This window comes from Bacillus sp. SIMBA_008 (assembly GCF_046535495.1).
GTDB classification, from domain to species: Bacteria; Bacillota; Bacilli; order Bacillales; family Bacillaceae; genus Bacillus; species Bacillus subtilis.
Window position 1 is genome coordinate 1 of the sequence record NZ_JAWRWL010001005.1, and the last position, 247, is coordinate 247.

At 48.6% G+C, this 247-nt stretch carries 1 protein-coding gene; it reads left to right on the top strand.

The features are described 5' to 3' along the window. Nucleotides 1-247, top strand: a 247-nt coding sequence (locus SB658_RS26420) for a UvrD-helicase domain-containing protein (RefSeq protein WP_410603462.1), incomplete at both ends; no start/stop codon positions are given.

Sequence of the window (247 nt, forward strand, 5' to 3'; positions counted from 1 at the left end):
CATTCAGGGCATATTTGACCTTATCATAGTAGACGAGGCGCAAGACCTGGCGGGCTGGGACCTTGAATTGATTGAGTGCCTCCTGAAATCAGCCGTCGAGGTGGCATTAATTGGGGACCATCGTCAGGCGACATTTTTGACGAACGACAACCCGAAAAACAAGAAATTCGCCGGAGAGAAGATCATCGAAAAATTCTCAAATTGGGAACGCGGCGGATTGGTGAATATCGAACATCAGTCCCACTCT